The organism is Xanthomonas sp. CFBP 8443, from assembly GCF_025666195.1.
In the GTDB taxonomy this organism is placed as follows: Bacteria; Pseudomonadota; Gammaproteobacteria; order Xanthomonadales; family Xanthomonadaceae; genus Xanthomonas_A.
In genome coordinates, this window is record NZ_CP102592.1 from 4,836,130 (window position 1) to 4,852,534 (window position 16,405).

At 70.9% G+C, this 16,405-nt stretch carries 14 protein-coding genes; 8 read left to right on the top strand and 6 right to left on the bottom strand.

The genetic code is table 11. The annotated features are described in order from the left end of the window. Window positions 1-53: 53 nt before the first annotated feature. A complete protein-coding gene (locus NUG20_RS20125) occupies window positions 54-833 on the bottom strand; it encodes an SDR family NAD(P)-dependent oxidoreductase (protein WP_343237626.1) in 780 nt (259 codons plus the stop codon). Window positions 834-1,044: 211 nt separating this feature from the next. Here NUG20_RS20125 and NUG20_RS20130 point away from each other — a divergent pair, with 211 nt between their 5' ends. After that, the gene (locus NUG20_RS20130; protein ID WP_263396152.1) at window positions 1,045-1,938 is read left to right on the top strand and encodes an AraC family transcriptional regulator; all 894 of its coding nucleotides are present in this window, start codon (window positions 1,045-1,047) and stop codon (window positions 1,936-1,938) included. A 115-nt stretch (window positions 1,939-2,053) separates the two neighbouring features. Here the strand turns inward: NUG20_RS20130 and NUG20_RS20135 are convergent, their stop codons facing one another. Continuing rightward, complete coding sequence (locus tag NUG20_RS20135) at window positions 2,054-2,764, bottom strand: FAD-binding oxidoreductase (RefSeq protein WP_263398555.1); 711 nt, start codon at window positions 2,762-2,764, stop codon at window positions 2,054-2,056. 168 nt (window positions 2,765-2,932) lie between these two features. Between NUG20_RS20135 and NUG20_RS20140 the strand changes: the two genes are divergently transcribed. From NUG20_RS20140 to NUG20_RS20160, 5 genes are all read left to right on the top strand, one after another. Next, window positions 2,933-3,931, top strand: a complete 999-nt coding sequence (locus NUG20_RS20140; protein WP_263398556.1) for an ABC transporter ATP-binding protein — start codon at window positions 2,933-2,935, stop codon at window positions 3,929-3,931. A gap of 21 nt (window positions 3,932-3,952) precedes the next feature. Further along, window positions 3,953-4,768: an ABC transporter permease gene (locus NUG20_RS20145; protein WP_263396153.1), complete on the top strand. Its 816-nt coding sequence runs from the start codon at window positions 3,953-3,955 to the stop codon at window positions 4,766-4,768. A gap of 2 nt (window positions 4,769-4,770) precedes the next feature. Then, a complete protein-coding gene (locus NUG20_RS20150; protein ID WP_263396154.1) occupies window positions 4,771-5,208 on the top strand; it encodes a hypothetical protein in 438 nt (145 codons plus the stop codon). Window positions 5,209-5,253: 45 nt separating this feature from the next. Beyond that, window positions 5,254-6,189: a 2-dehydropantoate 2-reductase gene (panE, locus tag NUG20_RS20155; protein ID WP_263396155.1), complete on the top strand. Its 936-nt coding sequence runs from the start codon at window positions 5,254-5,256 to the stop codon at window positions 6,187-6,189. Between the two features lie 223 nt (window positions 6,190-6,412). Continuing rightward, window positions 6,413-6,925 (top strand): hypothetical protein, encoded by a 513-nt coding sequence (locus NUG20_RS20160; RefSeq protein ID WP_263396156.1) that lies wholly within the window; start codon window positions 6,413-6,415, stop codon window positions 6,923-6,925. Between the two features lie 13 nt (window positions 6,926-6,938). On the opposite strand, the gene NUG20_RS20165 is transcribed toward NUG20_RS20160, so the two are convergent. From NUG20_RS20165 to NUG20_RS20175, 3 genes are all read right to left on the bottom strand, one after another. Further along, window positions 6,939-10,001: an efflux RND transporter permease subunit gene (locus NUG20_RS20165; RefSeq protein WP_263396157.1), complete on the bottom strand. Its 3,063-nt coding sequence runs from the start codon at window positions 9,999-10,001 to the stop codon at window positions 6,939-6,941. Beyond that, window positions 9,998-11,101 carry an efflux RND transporter periplasmic adaptor subunit gene (locus NUG20_RS20170; RefSeq protein ID WP_263396158.1) on the bottom strand — a complete coding sequence of 368 codons (1,104 nt, stop codon included), beginning with the start codon at window positions 11,099-11,101 and terminating at the stop codon, window positions 9,998-10,000. The genes NUG20_RS20165 and NUG20_RS20170 overlap by 4 nt, the downstream gene beginning before the upstream one ends. A 90-nt stretch (window positions 11,102-11,191) precedes the next feature. Then, a complete protein-coding gene (locus tag NUG20_RS20175) occupies window positions 11,192-11,989 on the bottom strand; it encodes a TatD family hydrolase (protein ID WP_263396159.1) in 798 nt (265 codons plus the stop codon). An 83-nt stretch (window positions 11,990-12,072) separates the two neighbouring features. Between NUG20_RS20175 and hrpB the strand changes: the two genes are divergently transcribed. Next, the gene (gene hrpB, locus NUG20_RS20180; protein ID WP_263396160.1) at window positions 12,073-14,658 is read left to right on the top strand and encodes an ATP-dependent helicase HrpB; all 2,586 of its coding nucleotides are present in this window, start codon (window positions 12,073-12,075) and stop codon (window positions 14,656-14,658) included. A gap of 324 nt (window positions 14,659-14,982) precedes the next feature. Beyond that, entirely contained in the window at window positions 14,983-15,387 is a 405-nt protein-coding gene (locus tag NUG20_RS20185) for a hypothetical protein (RefSeq protein WP_263396161.1), read from the top strand. A 422-nt stretch (window positions 15,388-15,809) separates the two neighbouring features. Here the strand turns inward: NUG20_RS20185 and NUG20_RS20190 are convergent, their stop codons facing one another. After that, window positions 15,810-16,346, bottom strand: coding sequence for a pseudouridine synthase (locus NUG20_RS20190; RefSeq protein WP_263396162.1), 537 nt, complete (start codon window positions 16,344-16,346; stop codon window positions 15,810-15,812). Window positions 16,347-16,405: the final 59 nt, after the last annotated feature.

Below are 16,405 nucleotides of genomic sequence, written 5' to 3' on the forward strand. Positions count from 1 at the left end.
TGCGCCGCTGCCACGAAGTGACTAGTTGCTGCCGCCCAGGTCGACCCCGCAGGTCAGATGGCCTGCCCGCCGGAGACCTCGATCCGTTGCGCGTTGACCCAGCGGTTGTCCGAGCTCAACAGGCTGGCGACCATCGGACCGATGTCGTCGGGCACGCCCACGCGCCCCAGGGCGGTCATGGCGGCGAACTGCTTGTTCAGATCGGGCAGGTCGCGCACGGCGCCGCCCAGGAAGTCGGTTTCGATCGCGCCCGGGGCCACGGTGTTCACCGCGATGCCGCGGCCGCCGAGTTCCTTGGCCATGTAGACCGACAGGATCTCGACGGCGCCCTTGGCGGCGGCATAGGCGGAGAAGCCCGGCATCGATACACGGGTCAGGCCGGAGGAGAAGTTCACGATGCGGCCGCCATCGGCGATCAACGGCAGCAGCGCCTGGGTCAGGAAGTACACACCCTTGACGTGGGTCGCGAACAGCGCGTCGAACTGGGCTTCGGTCGTCTCTGCGAGCATGGCCATCTCGCCATGACCGGCATTGTTGAGCAGGTGGTCGAAGCCGGTGCGGGACCAGGTGATGGACAGGGCGCTGCGCACGGCGTCGGCGAAGGCGCCGAAGGACGCCACGTCGCTCACGTCCAGCGGCAAGGCCACCGCCTTGCGGCCCATCGCTTCGATCTCGGCGACGACGGCCTTGGCCTGGTCGGCGCCGTTGCGGTAGGTGAGCAGGACATCGCCGCCACGGCGGGCGATGCTGAGGGCGGTATTGCGGCCGAGGCCGCGGTTGGCACCAGTGATGAGCGAGATCGAGGGCATGGGAGTCTCCAGCGGGGTGGATATTGCGGGTGGAGAGACGATCGCTCGGAACGCCCCCGTGCGGTTTCCCGATCCTGCCCATCTCTTGCCTATTCATCCCGATTTCTGCCCAGCGCATTCCATGTGGCCAGTTTTGTCTGGTCTGACGCGGCAGATTTCCGCCTATTCGTCCGACTCTCTTGCCAAATCATCCAACCCGACTGTGACCACCACGGCTACGCGCTAGGATCCGCGCATGCCTGCGAATCTTTTGGAAACCGCGCGTCGCTACGCCGATGCGAACGTCGACGCGACCGGAGTCGCGCGCACGCCCCTGCCTGGGCTTGCGATCCTGCGCGAGACCCGGCCGACGCCATTGCAGTACGCCATCTGCAGGCCGCTGGTGGCGCTGGTGCTGCAGGGCAGGAAGCAGGTCGCGATGGGCAGCAGCAGCTACGACTTCGGTGCCGGCGAATCCCTGCTGATCACCGCGGAAGTGCCCACGGTCAGCCAGATCACCCGCGCTTCGCTCGCCGCGCCCTACTACGCTTGCGTGGTCGAGCTGGATCCGGCCACGATCGCCTCGCTGGTGGCCGAGATGGGCGCGGCTCCCTTCGCGATAGGAGCGCCGGTGCGGGTCGACCCGACCGAGGCGGAAGTCGCCGATACCGCGGACCGGCTCATCCGCCTGCTGGACCGCCCCATGTCGGTTCCCGTGCTGGGCCCGCAGCTGCTGCGCGAGCTGCACTACTGGCTGCTGTCGGGCCGGCACGGCGGCGCGATGCGCGCGCTGGGCGTCACCGACAGCCATGCCCGGCGGGTGGGCCGCGCGGTGGCCAGGATCCGCTCGGACTTCGCCAGGCCGTTGCGCGTCGAGCAGCTGGCGGACGCGGCGGGGATGAGCCTTTCCACGTTCCATGTGCACTTCCGCGCGATCACCTCGCTGACCCCGCTGCAGTTCCAGAAACAGCTGCGCCTGATCGAGGCCAGGCGCCTGCTGTTGGCGGAAGGCGCGACGATCGGCCGGGCGGCCTCGGCGGTGGGATACGAAAGCGTTCCCCAGTTCACCCGCGAATACGGCCGCATGTTCGGCATGCCGCCGGGCAAGGACCTGAAGGAGACCCGGCAGCGCCTGACCTCGGCCGCGTAGCCGGGGTGCAGGCCCCCATGCCGGGCGAGCGATGCAGCGCCCGGGGCGATGCCGGGCGCGGGCCGGAAGCGAGCAGCCGAGCGCCGGCGCACGGCCGGCGACGGCGGGTTCGGCGCTACTTGCTGCTGACGTACTTCTCGCGGCGGATGTGCTGTACCGGCAGGCCGGCCTCCTTCAGCGCATCGAAGCAGGCGTCGACCATGTTCGGGTTGCCGCACAGGTAGGCGACGTCGCCGTCGGCCTGCGGCGCGAACTCGCCCAGGAACTGCTGCACGTAGCCGTGGCGCACGTCCGCATGCGGCGCCTCCGGCAGCTCGCGCGAGAAGCACGGCACGAAGCGGAACCCCGGATGCGCGTCGGCGAAGGCGCGGAATTCGTCGCCGTAGAGCAGCTCGGCGGGCGTGCGCGCGCCCAGCAGCAGCACCACTTCCACGCCGCGCTCGGCCATCGCCGCTTCCAGCAACGGCAGCATCGACCGGTACGGGGTGACGCCGGTGCCGGTGGCGATCAGCAGGTAGCGGCGGTTGCTGTCGCCGTGGTTCAGACAGAAGCGGCCGTACGGGCCGCTGGCGCAGACCTGCCCGCCGATCTCCAGGCCTTCGAACAGCGCCGTGGCCGCGCCGCCGGCGACGAAGCTGACCGCGATCTCAACCGTCGCGTCGGCCGGCTGCGCCGGGTCGTGGCGGGTGGCCAGCGAGTAGCTGCGCTTGGTCGCGGTGCCGTCGGCGTAGTGGAAATGCACCTGCACGAACTGGCCGGGCACGAACGGCAGCGGCTGGCCGTCGTCGCGGACGAAGCGGTAATGGCCCACGGCCGGGGCCAGCATGTAGCGGTCGACCAGTTTCAGCGGGAATTGGACAGGCACGGAGATGCAACAGTCTATGGCCGGGGCCGGGCCCACGAGGTCTTCTATAATAGCGGCTGCATTTCTCCAGCGCCGTCGACAGGGCGCGAAAGGTCCGCCTTGAATCCCGCCTCCCCGCTCCCTTCCCCCATGCCGGTGCCCGCGCTGCGCGTGCGCGAACTGCGCAAGACCTACGACAACGGCGTGCAGGCGCTGCACGGCGTGTCGCTGGACGTGCTGCCCGGCGACTTCTTCGCCCTGCTCGGGCCCAACGGCGCCGGCAAGTCCACTCTGATCGGCATCATCAGCTCACTGGTGAACCTCAGCGCCGGCCAGGTCGAGGTGTTCGGCACCGACCTGAGCACCCAGCGCAGCGCGGCGATGCGGCTGCTCGGCCTGGTCCCGCAGGAGATCAACTTCAACCTGTTCGAGAAGCCCTTCGACATCCTGGTCAACTACGCCGGCTTCTACGGCATGCCGCGCGCCCAGGCCGAGCGCCAGGCCGAAGTGGAGCTCAAGCGTGCGCACCTGTGGGAGAAGGCGCAGGTGATGAGCCGCACCCTGTCCGGCGGCATGAAGCGGCGGCTGATGATCGCCCGCGCGATGATGACCCAGCCGCGCCTGCTGATCCTGGACGAGCCCACCGCCGGCGTGGACATCGAGATCCGCCGCGACATGTGGCGCGTGCTGCGCGAGATCAACGCCGCCGGCACCACCATCATCCTCACCACGCACTACCTGGAGGAAGCGGAGAGCCTGTGCCGCAACCTGGCGATCATCGACCGCGGCCGCATCGTCGAGCAGGGCCCGATGCGCGAACTGCTGGCCAAACTCGACGTGGAAGGCTTCCTGCTGGACATCGACGGCGCACTGCCGGCGCAGCTGCCGGCGATCGAAGGCACCATCCTGCTGGCGCAGGACGCGCACACGCTGGACCTGGACATGCCGCGGGCGATGGACCTCAACCGCGTGTTCGCCGCGCTCGGCGCCGCCGGCATCCGCGTGCGTTCGATGCGCACCAAGAGCAACCGCCTGGAGGAACTGTTCGTGCGCCTCACCGGCGACAACCGGGACGGCCAGCCTGCGGCGGCCGCACGCCCTGCGGACCCGGCGGATGCAGATTCGCCGAAGCAGCCCCCCGCCGCCTGACCCCTCTTTCGCTGGACGACGATGAACACCACAAGCACTCCGCAACCGCTCCCCCCCGAGGCCACGCCGACCCAGCGCAACTGGGTCGCGCTGGGCACCGTCGTGCGCCGCGAGGTCAAGCGCATCCTGCGCATCTGGGGCCAGACCCTGGTGCCGCCGGCGATCACCATGACCCTGTACTTCCTGATCTTCGGCGGGCTGATCGGCTCGCGCGTGGGCGACATGGGCGGCTACAGCTACATGCAGTTCATCGTCCCCGGCCTGGTGATGATGAGCGTGATCCAGAACAGCTACGGCAACATCAGCTCCAGCTTCTTCGGCGCCAAGTTCGGCCGCCACGTCGAGGAACTGCTGGTCAGCCCGATGCCGAACTGGGTGATCCTGTGGGGCTACGTCGCCGGCGCGGTGCTGCGCGGGCTGATGGTCGGCGTGCTGGTGCTGATCATCGCCATGTTCTTCACCCCGGTGCGCATCCCGCACCCGCTGGTGACGCTGACCACGGTCCTGCTGGGCGCCACGATCTTCTCGCTGGCCGGCTTCATCAACGCGGTGTACGCGAAGAAGTTCGACGACGTCGCCATCGTGCCGACCTTCATTCTGACCCCTCTGACCTACCTGGGCGGCGTGTTCTATTCGGTGAAGCTGCTGCCCGGCTGGGCCGAGGCCGCCACCCACGCCAACCCGATCTTCTACATGGTCAACGCCTTCCGCTACGGCCTGCTCGGCAGCAGCGACGTGCCGGTGTGGGTGGCCTACGCGCTGATGCTGGGCTTCGTCGCAGTGCTCAGCGCACTGGCGCTGTGGCTGCTGAAGCGCGGGGTGGGATTGCGCAGTTGAGCATGCGCCGCGCCCTCGTGCTGCTGTGGCTGCTGTACAGCGCGACCGCGATGGTGGCGCCCGCCGATGCCAGCGAGGAACCGGCGCTGCCAGCGGTCACCGCGCTGTACCAGCAGGGCCAGGCGGACGGCGTGCAACTCGCACAGTCACTGTATTGCGACCTGCCACAGGACGGAATCGTGCGCCTCGTCGATGCCCTGCAACGCGCCGCGCGCGAGCGCGCGCTGGCGGCCGGCGTGGACTTCGACGCGGCCCGGCACGAGGCCGCGATGCAGACAGGCTTCGACGATTTCAGCCAGCTGATGGCCAACCTCGACGCGCGGGGCGACGCGCAGGACCTGGCACAGCGCCAGGCGCACTACCTCGCGCAATGCGCCGAAGTGCGCGTGGAGATCGAGGCGTTGATCGGCCCGTTGCCCAAGCAGGCAGCCAAGGACTGACGCCGCCCGCCAGCCGATTCCCCCTCCAGCAGAAGGCATTTCCAGATGCGCATCCTGATCCTCGGCGCCGGCGCGACCGGCGGTTACTTCGGCGGACGCCTGGCCCAGGCCGGCGTCGATGTAAGTTTCCTGGTGCGCCCGGCGCGCGCCGAGCGGCTGCGGCGCGACGGACTGCGCATCCGCAGCCCGCGTGGCGATGCAGACATCGCGGTGGCCACCCTGACCGCCGACACGCTGCCCGCCGCGCAGCCGTTCGACCTGGTGGTGCTCAGCTGCAAGGCCTACGACCTGGACAGCGCGCTGGACGCGGTGGCGCCGGCGATGGGCGCGGCCACCACGCTGCTGCCGATCCTCAACGGGCTGCGCCATTACCCCGTGCTGGACGCGCGCTTCGGTGGCGAGCGCGTGCTCGGCGGGCTGTGCTTCATCAGCGCCACGCTGGACGCGGACGGCGTGGTCCAGCACCTGGGCAAGCCAGCCTCGCTGACCTTCGGCGAACGCGACGGACGCGGCGCAGACAGCGCGCGGGTGCGCGCGCTCGCCGCTGCCTGCGCGGCGGCCGGCATCGAACATGTCGCCGCGCCGCGGATCGCGCAGGAGCAATGGGTCAAGTACACCTTCCTGACTGCGCTGGCCGCCGGCACCTGCCTGATGCGCGCGCCGGTCGGCAGGATCGTCGCCGGCGACGACGGCCAGGCGCTGATGCGCGGGCTGTACGCCGAATGCCTGGCGGTGGCGGCCGCGGCGGGCGAGCCGATTCCCGACACGGCCCAGGCCAGCGCGCTGCAGTTGCTGACCCAACCCGGCTCGCCGACGAAGGCCTCGATGCTGCGCGACCTGGAAGCCGGGCAGCAGGTGGAAGCGCAGCACATCGTCGGCGACATGCTGGCGCGCGCTCGCGCCGCCGGCCATGCGGCGCCGTGGCTGACGGCCGCATACTGCCATCTGCAGGCCTACCAGGCCGGGCTGGCGGAGCGCTGATGCGCCTCGGGTGACCGCTCCCTTGTGGGAGCGACTTCAGTCGCGACGAACGAAGCGACGAACCTCCCGCCACCAGACCGCGTCGGCACCGATGGCTCCGGCCAGCCAGAACCTCCTGCACGGCGCTACCGGCGCGCCCAAGACGCCATCCCCGCCGCAACATCTTCGCGCGCCGCTGACGCCCGGCCCGCCTATGCTCGGCGACCTCACCACGGCCTAGCGCATGAAATTCATGGAAAAGATATTCCGCGGCGGCCACATCGTGATCATCCTGCTGTTCCTGCTGTGCGCCACCGGGCTGGTGTCGATGGCGGTGCTGGAGCTCTGGCACGGCCTCACCCCCGGCGGCGACCTGGTGGTGCGCGACCGCTTCAACGTGGTGCTGGAGGCGATCGGCCTGCTGACCGTGGCGCTGGTGACGCTGGAACTGGGCCAGACCATCTTCGAGGAAGAAGTGCAGCGCGACGTCAAGGTCAGCGGGCCGACCCGGGTCCGACGCTACCTGTCGCGGTTCTTCGTGGTCATCGTCATCGCCCTGGCGATCGAGACGCTGGTATCGATCTTCGAACTGATGCACGACGACCCGGCCAAGCTGCCCTATGCCACCGCGGTCGGCCTATGCGCGGCGTTGCTGCTGATCGCCTGGGGCGTGTTCGTCAAGCTCAACCGCAGCGCCGAGGAGCTGGAGCCGGAAGCGATGGCCGAGGCCAAGCGCGAGGACAAGCAGGTCGAGTGAGCGGCGCGGCGCGCTAGTCGGCCGGCGCCGGCGTGCGGCGCAGGCGCCGCGTCATCCATTCGCCCAGGTCGTCGAGCACCGTGAACGCGGCCGGGATCACGATCAGGCTCAGCAGCGTGGAGGTGATCAGCCCGCCGATCACCGCGATCGCCATCGGCGCGCGGAAGCTGGAATCGCCGGCCCAGCCCAGCGCGATCGGCATCATGCCCGCGCCCATCGCCAGCGTGGTCATGATCACCGGCTGGGCGCGCTTGCGGCAGGCGTCGATCAGCGCGTCGTGCTGGCTCAGGCCGTGTTCGTCCTCGGCAATCACCGCGTAGTCCACCAGCAGGATCGAATTCTTGCTGGCGATGCCGATCAGCATCAGCAGGCCGATTAGCGCCGGCAGCGACAGCAGATTCTGGGTCAGCAGCAGCGCGCCGAACGCGCCGCCTGCGCACAGCGGCACCGCGGTGAGGATGGTCAGCGGCATCAGCGCGTGGTTGAACAGCAACAGCAGCACCATGTAGATGCACACCAGGCCCGCGGCCATCGCCAGCAGGAAGCCGACGAACAGTTCGACGAACACCTCGGCATCGCCGGTGTTGAGGAAGCTGACCCCGTCGGGCAGCTTCTGCACGCTGGGCAGCCCCTGCACTTCGTCCATCACCTCGCCCAGCGGACGGCCGTTGAGCTCGGCGCTGAGGGTGACGTTGCGCTGCCGCTGGTAGCGCGAGATCTGCGCAGGACCGCTGCCGGCGCTGATGTCGGCCACCGCCGCCAGCGGCACCGGGCCATAGCGGCCGTTCACGCGCAACTGGCCGATCAGCGCTGGATTGGCCAGCTGCGCCTCGGCGAAGCCGACCCGGATCGGCACCTGCCGCTCGGGCAGGTTGAGCTTGGCCAGGCGCTGTTCGTAGTCGCCGGCGGTGGCGATGCGCGCGGCCTCGGCGATGGCGGCGGTGGCCACGCCCAGGTCGGCCGCGCGCGCGGAGTCCGGCGCGATCACAATTTCCGGGCGCAGCAGCGACGCCGAGGAGGTCACGCTGCCGAGCCCGCGGATCGTGCGCAGGTCACGCTCCAGCGCGATCGACGCGTCCTGCAGGCGCTGCGGATCGTCGCCGGCCAGCACCAGCTGCATCATTTCGCCGGCTTCGGAGCTGAGGTAGCTCACCCGCACCCCGGCCAGGTTCGCCAGCTGCGTGCGCACCAGCCGTTCGAGCGTCTTCTGGTCGCGGTCGCGGTCCTCGGCCGGACCCCAGTCGAGGATCAGCATGGCCTTGCGCGGCTCGCCGACGCCGGACTTGGACGGATCGCCCACGTCCAGCACCGCGCCCACCGAGGTGTACACCTGCTTGAGCTCCGGAATGCCGCGCAGCTGCGCGCGGGCGCGTTCGGCCACCGCCAAGGTCTGCTGCAGCGTGGTACCCGGCGGCAGTTCCAGGCTCAGGTTGCTGCGGCCCAGGTCGGAGGTGGGGATGAAGGTGGTGGGGATCAGTGGCACGATCGCCAGCGACGCCATGAACAGCCCGGTGGCGATCCACAGCGTGCGCGCGCGATGGCGCAGCGCCGCGTCCACCCAGCCCAGGTACCAGGTCATCAGCCGCGACTCGCGGTGCGTTTCCGGATGCGCCTTGAGCGTGTAGGCGGCCATCATCGGCGTCAGCAGGCGCGCCACCAGCAGCGAGAACAGCACCGCGGTGGCCGCGGTCCAGCCGAACTCGCGGAAGAACTTGCCGGCGATGCCGGGCATGAACGCCACCGGCACGAACACCGCCGCCAGCGTCAGCGAGGTGGCGATCACCGCGGTGCCGATCTCGGCGGCGGCGTCGCGCGCGGCTTCCAGCGGCGGCTTGCCCATGCGCAGGTGGCGCACGATGTTCTCGATCTCCACGATCGCATCGTCGACCAGGATGCCGACCACCACGCTCAGCGCCAGCAGCGTGATCAGGTTGAGGCTGAAGCCGAACCAGTACATCACCGCGAAGGTGGGAATGATCGACAGCGGCAACGCCACCGCCGACACCCAGGTCGCGCGCCAGTCGCGCAGGAACAGCCACACCACCAGCAGCGCCAGCAGCGCGCCTTCCCACAGCATCGTCATCGACGAGTCGTACGAGCGCAGGGTCTCGTCGATCACCGTGGTGACCAGCTTGAAGCCCACGCCCGGATGCGCCGCCTTGAGCGTCTCCAGCGCCGCCTCCACGCCCTTGGCCACGTCGACCTCGCTGGAGCCGCGGGTGCGCGACATCGAGAACGCCACCACCGGCTTGCCGTCCAGCAGCGCGGCCTGGGTCGGGTCGGCGGCGGCATCGCTGATCCTGGCCAGCGCCGACAGGCGCACCGCGCGGCCGTCGGCCACGCTGATGCTGTAGTCGCGCAGCGCCGCGGCGTCGGCGATGGTGCCCACGGTGCGGATCACCTGCTGGCTGCCGTCCAGTTCGGCCTTGCCGCCGGCGCGTTCGACCTGGATCCGCGCCAGCTGCTGCGACACGTCGCCGGCGGTGACGCCGAAGGCCTGCAGCGCGTTGGGGTCCAGGTCCACCCGCACCTGCCGCTCGACGCCGCCGACGCGGGTCACCTGGGCCACGCCCGGCACGCCGTACATCGCCTTGCTGACCTCGCGGTCGACGAACCAGCTGAGCTCGTCGGGCGTCATCGCCGGCGCGACCACCGCATAGGTCATCAGCGAGCCGCCGATATCGACCTTGGACACCACTGGTTCCTGGATGTCCTGCGGCAGGTCGGTGCGGATCTTGGTGACCGCGTCGCGGGTGTCGTCCAGCGCGGTGGCCAGGTCGGCGCTGAGGAAGAACTCGATGGTGGTGACGCTGACGCCTTCGTTGACGGTGGACATCACCCGCTTGACGTTGGGGATGGTCGCCACCGAATCCTCGATCCGGCGCGTGACCTCGGTCTCCAGCTGGCTCGGCGATGCGCCGGGCTGGGTGATGGTCACCGTGGTCATCGGGAAGGCGATGTCCGGGAAGCGCGCCACCGGCAGCTTGTGGAACCCCCACAGGCCGGCCACGCACAGCACCAGGAACACCATCAGCGCCGGCAGCGGGCGCTTGATCGCCCAGGCGGAGAAGTTCATGGCGCCGGCTTCGCCGCGGCCGCGGCCGCGTTCGCCACCACCCGCACCCGGTCGCCGTCGCCGAGGAAGCCGGCGCCCTGCTCGACCACCGCGTCGCCGGCCTTGAGCCCTTCGACGATCTCGATGCGGCCATCGACGGTGGCGCCGGTGCGCACGCGCAGGCGGCGCGCGATCTGCTTGTCGACCGCGAACACGTACGGATGGCCGTCGCGCTGCACCACCGCGGCGGCCGGCACCATCAGCGCCGGACCGGCGCCGACCACGATGCGGCCCTCGACGTAGGTCCCGGGCTTGAGCGGCCCGGGCTCGGGCAGGTCGGCATAGATGGTGCCGGTGCGGGTCTGGCTGTCCACGCCCGGGCTGACCGCGCGGATGCGCCCGGCGACGCTGCCGGCGGCGGCCGGCAGGGTCACGCTGGCGCCCGGCGCGACCAGCGCCAGCTCGGCCTCGGGCAGTTCGGCGCGCCATTCCAGGCGCCCGTCGCGGATCAGGCGCAGCAGTTCGGTCCCGGACGCGACCACCTGCCCGGGCTGCACCAGCCGCTTGGAGACGATGCCGTCGGCGGGCGCGCGCAGTTCGGCGAAGTCGCGACGCAGCTGCGCCGCATCGCGCGCGGCGCGCGCGGTGTTGCGCTGCGCCTCGGCCTGGGTGCGCGCGGCGCGCAGCTCGTCCAGCTGCGAGGCGCTGATGTACTTGCCCTTGACCAGCTTCTCCGCGCGCGACAGGTTGGCCTGCGCCAGCGCCACGCTGGCGTCGGCCTCGGCCAGGCCGGCGCGGGCCTGCTGCAGGTCGCTGTCCAGGGTGCGATGGTCCAGTTCCAGCAGCACCTGGCCGCGGCGCACCGCCTGGCCGACGTCGACGTTGAGCGCGGTCACGCGCGCGCCGCTGATCTCCACGCCCAGCTGCATTTCCTCGTACGCCGAGACCGGGCCGGACACCAGCACGGTGCGCTGGATCGAACGCGGCTCGGCGCGCACCAGGGTGACCGCCAGCGCCGAGGCGTCTGCATCGGGCTCCGGTTCGGCGGGCTTGCCGCAGCCGGCCAGGGCCAGCAACGCGCCGGAACAGAGCACCACGATCGAGAACGGGCGAACAGGCATGCAGGGCTTTCCGTAGACGGTGCAGCCGGATCGGTGCCGGGCGATTGTACTAACAAGTCCAGCGTGGGACGGCCGGCACCGCCACCGGCGTCAGGCGGCGGCGGGCAGGGCGAAGAACGCGCGGGCGGTGGCGGTGCTCGCCGCGGCGGTCGTGGCCAGGGCCTCGCCGCGGTCGCGCGCCAGTTCCTCGACGATGTGGGCCAGGAACGCCGGCTCGTTGCGGCGGTCCTTGGGCAGCGGCTTGAGCGTGCGCGGCAGCAGATACGGCGCGTCGGTCTCGATCATCAGCCGCGAGGCCGGGATGTTGCCGACCAGCTCGCGCAGGTGCGCGCCGCGGCGCTCGTCGCACAGCCAGCCGGTGATGCCGATGTGCCAGTCGCGGTCCAGGTAGTCGAACAGTTCCTCGCGGGTACCGGTGAAGCAGTGCACCACCGCCGGGCCGAGCTTGCCGTCGAACTGACGCATCAGCGCCAGGAAGTCGGCGTGCGCGTCGCGCTGGTGCAGGAACAGCGGCTTGCCGGTCTCGGCGGCCAGCTGCAGCTGGCGTTCGAACGCGCGGTGCTGCGCCGGGCGCGGAGCGAGATCGCGGAAATAGTCCAGCCCGCATTCGCCCACCGCCACCACCTGCGGATGCGCATGCAGCGCGCGCATCTCCGCATCGCATTCGGCGGTGTATTCCAACGCATGGTGCGGGTGCACGCCGGCGGTGGCGTACAGGAAGCCGGGGTGCCGCTGCGCCAACTGCAGCGCCAGCGGCGAGTGCTCGCGGCTGGCGCCGGTGACCACCATCTGCGTCACGCCGGCATCGCGGGCGCGCTGCAGCACCGCGTCGCGGTCGCGATCGAAGGAGTCGTGGGTGAGGTTGGCGCCGATATCGATCAGGGACATGGAGCGGCAGGCGGTGGGGACGGCCGCCGATTGTAAGCGGCACTGCACTCTACACGCGGCGGGCCGATCCGTATCCTTGGCCGATGGCCTCTCCCGTTTTTCCGATCGATCCGCTGCTGCCGCAGATCCGCGACAGCCTCGCCGCGCATCCGCGGCTGGTGCTGGAGGCCCCGCCCGGCGCCGGCAAGACCACCCAGGTGCCGCCGGCGCTGCTGGAGGCGCCGTGGCTGCAGGGCCGCCGCATCGTGATGCTGGAGCCGCGCCGGGTCGCCGCGCGCAGCGCCGCCACGTTCATGGCCCGGCAGCGCGGCGAGGCGCCGGGCGAGACCGTGGGCTACCGCATCCGCTTCGAGAACAAGGTGTCCGCGCGCACCCGCATCGAGGTGGTCACCGAAGGCATCCTGACCCGGATGATCCAGGACGACCCGATGCTCGACGGCGTCGGCGCGCTGCTGTTCGACGAATTCCACGAACGCCACCTGGCCGCCGACCTGGGCCTGGCGCTGGCGCTGGACGTGCAGGCGCAGGTGCGCGAGGACCTGCGCATCGTGGTGATGTCGGCGACGCTGGACGGCGAACGCCTGGCGCAGTTTCTGGAGGCGCCCAGGTTGTCCAGCGCCGGCCGCAGCTATCCGGTGGAGATCGCGCATTTTCCGGCGCGGCGCGAGGAATCGCTGGAGGCGCAGAGCCGCCGCGCGGTGGAACACGCGCTGCAGCAGCATCCCGGCGACGTGCTGGTGTTTCTGCCCGGGCAGCGCGAGATCGCGCGGGTGCAGGCGGCGCTGGAGGGGTCTGGGATGGGTTTGGGGGTGCCCTCAAGCACCGCCTCTGCCGTACCCTCATCCGGCGCTGCGCGCCACCTTCTCCCGGGGGGAGAAGGGAGTGGCGGCGTGGACATCTTGCCGTTGCATGGCGAGTTGCCGGTCGAGCAGCAGGCCAAGGTGCTGCAGCCCGATCCGCAGGGCCGCCGCCGCGTGGTGCTGACCACCAACGTGGCCGAATCCTCGGTCACCCTGCCCGGCGTGCGCGTGGTGATCGACGCCGGGCTGGCGCGCGAGCCGCACTACGACCCCAACAGCGGTTTCTCGCGTCTGGACGTGACCGCCATCGCCCAGGCCTCGGCCGACCAGCGTGCCGGCCGCGCCGGCCGCGTCGCTTCGGGCTGGGCGTACCGGCTGTGGCCGCAGTCGCAGCGCCTGGAGGCGCAGCGACGCGCGGAAATGCTGCAGGTGGAACTGGCCGGATTGGCGCTGGAACTGGCGGCCTGGGGCAGCGACGCGCTGCGCTTCGTCGATCCGCCGCCGGCCGGCGCGCTGGCCGCCGCGCGCGAACTGCTGCACCGGCTCGGCGCCTTGAGCGAGAACCATGCGATCACCGCGAGCGGCCGGCGCATGCTTGCGCTGGGCACGCATCCGCGCCTGGCGGCGATGCTGCTGGCCGCGCCGGACGCGCGCGCGCAGGCACTGGCCTGCGACCTGGCCGCGCTGGTCGAGGCGCGCGATCCGCTGCGCCAGGGCGGCGACGCGCTGGCGGCGCGCTGGCGCGCACTGGCCGCGTTCCGCCGCGGCCGCGCCCCGCACGACGCCAACCGCGGCGGCCTGGCCGCGATCGATGCGGCCGCCAAACAATGGCGGCGGCGCCTGCGCAACGACACCGCGCCGCCGGACAGCGTGGAAGCGCACGCGCTCGGCGACCTGCTCGCCCACGCCTTCCCCGACCGCATCGCCACCCGCCATCCCGCCGATCCCCTGCGCTACCTGCTGGCCAACGGCCGCAGCGCGCGCCTGTTCGACAACAGCGACCTGCGCGGCGAGCCGTGGCTGGTCGCCACCGAACTGCGCTACGAGGCCAAGGACGCGCTGCTGCTGCGTGCCGCGCCGGTGGACGAGACGCGGCTGCGCGCCGATTTCCCGCAGCGCTTCGTGCAGCAGGACGTGGTGCGCTGGGACGCCGAGCGGCGCGCGCTGAGCGCGCTGCGCGAAACCCGCTTCGACCGCATCGTGCTCGACAGCCGCCCCGCCGGCCGCGTCGATCCGGCGCATGCGGCGGCGGCGCTGACCGAGGCGGTGCGCGAACTCGGGCTGGCGGCGCTGCCCTGGAGCGAGGCGCTGACGCAGTGGCGCGCACGCGCAACCGGACTGCGCGTGTGGATGCCCGAGCTGGCCCTGCCCGATCTCGGCGACGCGGCGCTGCTGGACGACCTGGACCGTTGGCTGCGCCCGGCCTTCGCCGGCAAGACCCGGCTCGACGCGCTCGGCGAGGACGAGCTGGGCGAAGCGCTCAAATCGCTGCTGCCATGGGACCGGCGGCAGGCGCTCGATCGGCATGCGCCGACCCGGATCACGGTGCCCTCGGGCATGGAACGGCGCATCGACTACGCGCTCGACCACGACGGCCAGCCGTTGCCGCCGGTGCTGGCGGTGAAGCTGCAGGAACTGTTCGGCCTGGCCGACACCCCGCGCATCGCCGACGGCCGCGTGCCGCTGGTGCTGCACCTGCTCTCGCCCGGCGGGCGCCCGCTGCAGGTCACTCAGGACCTGCGCAACTTCTGGTCCAGCACCTATCCGGAAGTGAAGAAGGAGATGAAGGGCCGCTACCCGCGCCATCCGTGGCCGGACGACCCATGGACCGCCACCGCCAGCCATCGCGCCAAACCGCGCGGCACCTGAGGCGGCGCTGCGCACGGGATTGGCGGCTGCGCCGAACGTGGACGACGGCCGGACCGGCACGCCTGGCCTGCGGCGGGCGAACACGCGCGTCATCCAGACGGGGTGCGTGACACGCGACCAGCATCATCGTGCCCGTCACCGGCCGCCCTCGGCACCTGCCCGGGCTGGCCACTTCGGACGCCGCCCGCCAGCGCGGCGCGCCCGCTCCCGCCGTCCTGCACCGGCCATGTTCAGCCGCCAGACGATTCCGCGGCGATGCGCTAACGCCATCTATACGGGGCGCAAGGGACACTGCAGTCCTTATTCCTGCCAGTAGGGACGCCCATGAGCAAGCTGACCATCATTACCGACCGCGCACTCGATCTCGCCAGCCATGCCGGCGACAGCCTGCGCCACATCGGCCCGCAGGCGAACAGGTGGCTGCAGTCCGGCGCCGCGATGGGCGCGCTCAAGACCGGCGCGGCGATGGGTGCGGTGAAGACCGGCACCAAGGTCGCGCGCACCGTGGTGCGGCGCAACCCGGTCATCGCGATCGCCGCCGCGGCGCTGGGCGCCGGCCTGCTCGGCTACGCGATCTACCGCAAGCGCCAGCGCGACCGCAACGGCGCGATCGAAGGCGATTCGCAGCGCATCGAAGCCAGCAAGCGCGGCAATGCCGGCGCACGCCGTACGGCGGCGAGCCGGGTGTCGCGTCGCGCCGCGGCCGCACAGGAAGGCAGCGAAGACTAGATTCTGCGGTATCGCCGTAGCGCGATAACGAACATGGCGACCGGGCGAAAACCCGGTCGCTTTTTTTATGCGCGTTCCCAGGCAGCCCAGCATGCGAGCGGCCCGCAGAAAGCTGCGTACAGCAGACCGCACCGTGCACCTGTAGGAGCGGCTTCAGCCGCGACCAGTTCCGTCCGGCAGCCCCATCGCGTCACCGGTCGCGGCCGATGGCCGAGCCACCCACAACCGCGCAACACCGGCGCAGCCGATGCGTCGACTCCACCGGTCACGGCACCGCTCGTCGATCCGGACAAAGCGCTTCGCCCGTCGCAACCGATAGTCCAACGCCATCCAGAGCGGCTGCTACGCCAACATTCCGCATGCATTGCGCATGCGGCGGGCCACCATGGCGTTCACCCAACAGTACGCGGCAACCGGCAGCGCTACAGCCTGCGCCATGCACCCGGCGCCAGCCCATCCAGCCGGTGCGTGCCGATCGCCGCGCGCACCAGGCGCAGGGTCGGCAAACCGACGGCCGCGGTCATGCGCCGGACCTGGCGGTTGCGCCCTTCGCGCAGCACGATCTGCAGCCATGCGTCTGGCACCGTCTTGCGGAACCGCACCGGCGGGTCGCGCGGCCACAGTTCCGGCGCCGTCTCCAGCACGCTGGCCTGGGCCGGCGCGGTCGGCCCGTCGTTCAACACCACGCCGTCGCGCAGGCGCTGCAGCTGCTCGGGCTGCGGCGCGCCTTCCACCTGCACCCAATACGTTTTCGGTTGCTTGTGCCGCGGATCGGTGTAGCGGTGCGCCAACGCGCCGTCGTCGGTCAGCAGCAGCAGGCCCTCGCTGTCGTAGTCCAGCCTGCCCGCCGCGTACACGTCGGCGGGCAGGCCGAACCCGGCCAGCGTGCGCCGCGGCGGTTCGCTGCGGTCGGTGAACTGGCACAGCACATTGAACGGCTTGTTGAACGCGATCAGCATTAAAGCGAGGATTGCGGATGAAGGGATTCGGGATTGGCCGCACATCGACGGCACATGCG

Coding starts and splice junctions, on each gene's coding strand:
- NUG20_RS20130 (WP_263396152.1), top strand. CDS start 1,045: ATGCCTGCGAATCTTTTGGAAACCGCGCGTCGCTACGCCGATGCGAAC.
- NUG20_RS20135 (WP_263398555.1), bottom strand. CDS start 2,764: ATGCTGGCCCCGGCCGTGGGCCATTACCGCTTCGTCCGCGACGACGGC.
- NUG20_RS20190 (WP_263396162.1), bottom strand. CDS start 16,346: ATGCTGATCGCGTTCAACAAGCCGTTCAATGTGCTGTGCCAGTTCACC.
- NUG20_RS20165 (WP_263396157.1), bottom strand. CDS start 10,001: ATGAACTTCTCCGCCTGGGCGATCAAGCGCCCGCTGCCGGCGCTGATG.
- hrpB (WP_263396160.1), top strand. CDS start 12,073: ATGGCCTCTCCCGTTTTTCCGATCGATCCGCTGCTGCCGCAGATCCGC.
- NUG20_RS20145 (WP_263396153.1), top strand. CDS start 3,953: ATGAACACCACAAGCACTCCGCAACCGCTCCCCCCCGAGGCCACGCCG.
- NUG20_RS20150 (WP_263396154.1), top strand. CDS start 4,771: ATGCGCCGCGCCCTCGTGCTGCTGTGGCTGCTGTACAGCGCGACCGCG.
- NUG20_RS20175 (WP_263396159.1), bottom strand. CDS start 11,989: ATGTCCCTGATCGATATCGGCGCCAACCTCACCCACGACTCCTTCGAT.
- NUG20_RS20185 (WP_263396161.1), top strand. CDS start 14,983: ATGAGCAAGCTGACCATCATTACCGACCGCGCACTCGATCTCGCCAGC.
- NUG20_RS20140 (WP_263398556.1), top strand. CDS start 2,933: ATGCCGGTGCCCGCGCTGCGCGTGCGCGAACTGCGCAAGACCTACGAC.
- panE (WP_263396155.1), top strand. CDS start 5,254: ATGCGCATCCTGATCCTCGGCGCCGGCGCGACCGGCGGTTACTTCGGC.
- NUG20_RS20170 (WP_263396158.1), bottom strand. CDS start 11,101: ATGCCTGTTCGCCCGTTCTCGATCGTGGTGCTCTGTTCCGGCGCGTTG.
- NUG20_RS20160 (WP_263396156.1), top strand. CDS start 6,413: ATGAAATTCATGGAAAAGATATTCCGCGGCGGCCACATCGTGATCATC.